A 5,325-nucleotide genomic window follows, 5' to 3' on the forward strand; every position below is an offset into this window, starting at 1 on the left:
GCCGCTCCCGGCGCGGTGGTTCTGGCCAACGTCGCCGACCTCACGACGATGGCGGGCGGGCTGGCCGGGATCCTGCCCGAGGCCGCCGACAAGCTCGCCCCCGAGGAGTTCCGCGCCCTGGCGCCCGACTGGCTGGCGCCCCACCTCTACGGCAATTGACGCGCGCCCGCCCCGCCGCCACAATGAGTTCCATCGACACTACGGAGGTCGGATGAGGTTTTCGGTGCGCCGCAGGGTTTCCGGCACGTCCATCGCGGCGACCGTCGTGATGGTCGCGACGTACGCGGTCCTACCCGCCCAGGCCGCCGAGGCGGCGCCGGTGTCGGTGTACCTCACCACCGCCGACGGCCATCACCTGCTGGAGCCGGGCGAGCGCCTCGACTTCGGCCACGACCCCGACGCCATCGACCTGCCCGTCGACGCCGCCGGCCGCCATCAGTCCATGTTGGGCGTCGGCGCCTCGGTCACCGAATCCTCGGCGCACCTGATTTCCCAACTGCCCAAGGACAAACGCGAAACCCTGATGGCGGACCTGTTCGGCGACAAGGGAATCGGACTGGACTACCTGCGCCAACCCGTGGCGTCCAGCGACTTCGTCAAGTCGCTGCCGTTCTACTCCTACGACGACGGCGACACCCCCGACCCCGATCTCACCCGCTTCGCCATCACCCGCGACGAGCCCGAGATCCTGCCCGTGCTGCGCCAGGCCCGCGCCACCAACGGCTCGGTGCGCGTCATGGCCTCCCCCTGGAGCCCGCCCGCCTGGATGAAGGACAGCGGCCAACTCACCGACGGCCGCCTCAAACCCGAGTACTACCGCGCCTACGCCGACTACCTGGTGAAGTTCATCCGCGCCTACGCGAAGGCGGGCATCACGATCGGCGAGCTCACGCCGCAAAACGAACCGCTGTTCGGCAACCCGAAATACCCCTCCACCCGTTTTTCGTCCACACAGGAGGCCGACTTCCTGCGGGTGCTGGATCGCCGCCTCACCGCCGCCAGGCTCGACACGAAGATCTTCGCGTTCGACGACAACTGGCAAGACTGGAAGTACGCCGTCGACGTGCTGCGCGCCACCAGCGACATCCGCCGCGTCGTCGGCGCCGCCTTCCACTGCTACAAGGGCGATCCCGAATCGGCCCGCCACATCGGCGACCTCGGCGGACGCGTCGCCCTCACCGAGTGCTCGGGCGCCGAGTCCCGTTCGCCGGGCACCAGCTTCTCGTCGAGTCTGAAGTGGCAGACGGAGAACCTGACGATCCGCGCCCTGCGCAGCGGCTCCGAGACCCTGATGGGCTGGAACCTCGCCCTGGACGCCAAGGGCGGGCCCCACGACGGCTACTGCCTCGACCGCTGCCGCGGCGTCGCCACCATCGACGGCTCCACGGTCAGCTACAACGCTCAGTACTACAGTCTCGGCCACGTGTCGAAGTTCGTGGCGCGCGGCGCCCGCCGCGTCGACTCGGGCACCCAGGGCGGCGGGGGAGTGGAGTCGGTCGCCTTCGTCAACCCCGACGGCACCCGGGCGCTGGTCGTCCTCAACGCCGACGACTCAGCGCACACCTTCACCTTCGGCGAGCACGCCGAACGCGCCGAATACGCCCTGCCCGCCGGTGCCGTGGCGACGTTCACCTGGCCGGGATCGGCGGATCGGAAATAACCCGCCGCCCGCCGTCGCTGTCCATCGATTGACGACCGCGACAGCAAGGAGCCCACGGTGAACGACGCCGCCCACGACCCATCGATCCGCGCCCGTGCGCGCGGCACCGCGCCGGTGCCGCTGTCCGTGCTCGACCTGGCCACGGTCAGCTCGGGAAGCACGGTGGCGCGGGCTCTGGACACCACCACCCGCGCCGCCCAGGCCGCCGAATCGCTGGGCTACCACCGTTTCTGGGTCGCCGAACACCACTCCATGCCCGGCATCGCCTCCTCGTCCCCCGCGGTGCTGATCGCCCACCTCGCCGCCCACACCGACACCATCCGGCTCGGCTCGGGCGGCGTCATGCTGTCCAACCACGCGCCCCTGGTGATCGCCGAACAGTTCGGCACGCTGGAGGCCCTGCACCCCGGCCGCGTCGACCTGGGCCTGGGCCGCGCCCCGGGCACCGACCGCCCCACCATGCTGGCGCTGCGCCGCGACACCGACTCCGATCCCGACGACTTCGACACCGAGCTGGCCGAACTGGTGCACTTCCTCGACGCCAGCTGGCCCGACAAGCACCCGTACCGCCGCATCAACGCGATCCCCGGCCCCGCGCAGGCCGCGGCGGGCGACTACCCGCACTCCCGCCCGCCGATCTGGCTGCTGGGTTCCAGCGGCTACTCCGCGCGCCTGGCGGGGGCGCTGGGCTGGCCGTTCGCCTTCGCGCACCACTTCTCGGCGCAGAACACGCTGCCCGCGCTGCGGCTGTACCGCGACAGCTTCTCCCCGTCGGCGATCCTCGACCGTCCATACGCGATGATCGCGGCCAGCGCCGTCGCCGCCGACACCACGGACGAGGCCGCCCGCCTGGCGCGCACCATGGGCCTGGCCATGCTGCGCGTCCGCGGCGGGCGTCCCGGCCTGATGCCCTCGCCCGAGGAGGCCGAGAACCACCCGTACACCCCCGCCGAGCGCGAGTTCATCGACGCCTGGTTGTCCAATGTGGTGTACGGATCGGCCTCTGAGGTGGCCGACGGCCTCAACGAACTCGTCGAGCGCACCGCCGCCGACGAACTCATGATCGTGTCGAATGTGTACGGAGACGACACGCGAATCCGTTCGTACGAGCTGATCGCGAAGGCCTACGGGTTGACGGAGTGAGTTGCGCGGTGCCTTACCGTGGTGCGTCATGGACGAGATCGAGGAACTGCGCGCCGAAATCGAGGCGTGTCACAACGAGTTGGCGGAGCGCCGCGCCGTCAGGCGGCTGGACGGCTTCGCTCGGCTCTACGCCGCGATCCTGGCCGCCGTGATGGTGGTGCTGCCGTGGTTCCCGCTGTACAGGCCGTACACGCACGGCGGCTTCACCGTCGCCGTCACCCCGGTGGTGGACACGCGCGGTGGCGGGCAGGGGTTGGCGTGGCTCGTGCTCGCGGCGCTGGCCGCGCTGCTGATGACGGCGGTCGGCAAGGAGCGTTTGGCCACAGTGGTGCTCCCCGTCGTCCTGGCGGCCGTGGCCGCGGCGATCGTCGCGCTGATCGTCGTTCGGGTGGATCTCCCGCGCGACATCGAACTCTCCGACACCGGTGTGGCGAGCATCGTGTGTCTGGTGTTGCTGTTCGTCGTCGGCATTCTTCACGCGTTCGCCATCAAGTCGGCCAACGACTCCGAAGTGGACAGAATCAATCGGAAGCGGATGCGCAATACCAACGGTTAACGGCTCGGCCCCGGCGACACGCACTCGGCGAGGACCTCGGGGTCCACATTGCCCCCGCTGATCACCGCGACCGTGCGCCCCCAGTCCGCGCCGTACCGCAGGTACGCCGCGGTGGTCAACGCCCCCGAGGGCTCGGCCACCACATGCGACTGTCGCGCCAGTTCGCCCACGGCCGTGAGGATCTCGTCCTCGGCCACCGTCACCACGTCGTCCAGGTACCGCCGTATGTGCGCGAACGTCAACGCGGACGGCTCCACCCGCACCCCGTCGGCCACGGTGCGGTAGCGGTCCTCCACGCTCCAGTGCACCCGCTTGCCCGCCCGAAATCCCTCGGCGGTGTCGGCCGCCAGCTCGGGCTCCACCCCGATGACCCGGGCCGACGGCGACAGAGCCTTGACGGCCACCCCGACGCCCGACGCCAACCCTCCGCCCCCGATCGGCACCAGCACGGTCTCCACGTCGGACATGTCGGCGACGATCTCGGCCCCGATCGTGCCCTGCCCCGCGATCACGTCGCGGTGGTCGTACGGCGGAACGACCGCCAGCCCCCGCTCGGCGGCCAACTCGGCGCACGCCTCCTCCCTCCTGGCCCCGGGCACGACCACCACCTCGGCCCCCGTCGCCCGCATCGCCTCCAGCTTCACCCGCGGGGCGGCATCGGGCGCCACCACCACACACGCCACCCCGCGCCGCGCCGCGGCATACCCCAGCGCCCGCCCGTGATTGCCCGACGAATGCGTGACCACCCCGCCCACCGACTCGGGCAGCCGCGCCACCGCGTTGGCCGCCCCCCGAATCTTGAACGCCCCCACGGGTTGCAGGTTCTCGGGCTTCAACCACAGCCCGCCCGCCCACGCGGCGGGAAGCAGCGGCGTCCGCAGGGATATCCCCCGAACGCGCTCGGCGGCGGCGGTGATGTCGTCCAGGGTCACGAAGTCCATGGCGACATGATCCCCGACGACACGTCAAGCGGTGACCCGATGTCCGGCGTGATGGTCTTTTGATACCGCACCTTGACGGGACAGTCGCGGTCATCGTCGTCAATGGTGGCAGTCAGCAGGCCCCGCCCCGCAACTCGCTGGTACCGATATGGCGACCCTCGGTCTGGCGCCGGAGCGGATCTGTGGAGTCGGGATCGATGACGCTCGCGTCCGTGACGTCGCCCTCGCGTGCGAGCACTTTGGCGTCGTCCGCGATATGGATGTTGTGGTCGTACGCCGTGTTTGTCCACTGACCTAAGGGAAGGTCGCGACTCAGCTCACGCCGTACCTGATGATCGTCTTCAGCTTCGCGGGCTCGGTGCGCCGGGGGTCCGACAGGTAGATCTCGTGGTGGCGGCCCGTCACCTTCAGGTCCCGCTCGGCGGCGAACTCGAGCATGCCCTTGATGGCGGGGGCCTCGGCCGCGTACGGTCCGATGTGGAGCACGTGGATGCTGCGGCCCTCGTCGTATGTGGACAGACGCACCCGGTCCACGGGGATGCCGGGTTTCTTCTTCGCCCCGCGTTGCCTCGCCGCGTCGACCAGGTCCTGCGTCACCTGCGGCGGCTGCGGGATCACCATGGTCCACGCCCACGCCGACCGATCGGCGATCAGCTCGAACTTGCCCTCCTGGTTGGCGTCCCAGAACCCCTCCAGCGGGGGGACCGTGTATTCCAGGGTCCCCGCGTTCTTCAGCGCGAATCTCGCGCCGTACGCCACGGTGTACAGGGCCTCGACTCCGTGGGCGTACACCTCGCCCGAGGGGTCGCCGACACCGTCGATCATGAGGAACGGGCGCGGCGGCACGTCTACAATGGATGGAGTGGTCTTGGCGGCGTACAGCAGCCTGTCGGTCTTCTTCAGATCCACCGCGGCAGGCTATCGCGCGGGTACGACACCCGGGATCGATTCAGACGCTGGCCGCGCGCGACAGCGCCGCGGCCTGGTGACCCGCCTCGGCGACCTCGGCGGGCGGGAACTCCCCG

Annotated in this window: 5 protein-coding genes; 3 read left to right on the forward strand and 2 right to left on the reverse strand. The window is 70.2% G+C overall.

Going from position 1 to position 5,325, the window contains the following annotated elements:
- The first annotated feature begins 211 nt into the window (after window positions 1-211).
- The 3 genes from VE172_RS09475 to VE172_RS09485 are packed head-to-tail and all read left to right on the forward strand — an operon-like array spanning window position 212 to window position 3,359.
- Window positions 212-1,660, forward strand: a complete 1,449-nt coding sequence (locus VE172_RS09475; protein WP_324800367.1) for a glycoside hydrolase family 30 protein — start codon at window positions 212-214, stop codon at window positions 1,658-1,660.
- Between the two features lie 57 nt (window positions 1,661-1,717).
- Complete coding sequence (locus VE172_RS09480; RefSeq protein WP_324800369.1) at window positions 1,718-2,803, forward strand: LLM class flavin-dependent oxidoreductase; 1,086 nt, start codon at window positions 1,718-1,720, stop codon at window positions 2,801-2,803.
- A 28-nt stretch (window positions 2,804-2,831) separates the two neighbouring features.
- A complete protein-coding gene (locus tag VE172_RS09485) occupies window positions 2,832-3,359 on the forward strand; it encodes a hypothetical protein (RefSeq protein ID WP_324800370.1) in 528 nt (175 codons plus the stop codon).
- On the opposite strand, the gene VE172_RS09490 is transcribed toward VE172_RS09485, so the two are convergent.
- Both VE172_RS09490 and VE172_RS09495 read right to left on the reverse strand, forming a co-directional pair.
- Window positions 3,356-4,300 (reverse strand): threonine ammonia-lyase, encoded by a 945-nt coding sequence (locus VE172_RS09490; RefSeq protein WP_324800372.1) that lies wholly within the window; start codon window positions 4,298-4,300, stop codon window positions 3,356-3,358. The genes VE172_RS09485 and VE172_RS09490 overlap by 4 nt on opposite strands.
- A gap of 312 nt (window positions 4,301-4,612) precedes the next feature.
- A complete protein-coding gene (locus VE172_RS09495; RefSeq protein WP_324800374.1) occupies window positions 4,613-5,209 on the reverse strand; it encodes a GyrI-like domain-containing protein in 597 nt (198 codons plus the stop codon).
- Between the last annotated feature and the right edge of the window lie 116 nt (window positions 5,210-5,325).

The sequence above is a fragment of the Stackebrandtia sp. genome (genome assembly GCF_035643755.1).
Classification (GTDB): domain Bacteria; phylum Actinomycetota; class Actinomycetes; order Mycobacteriales; family Micromonosporaceae; genus Stackebrandtia.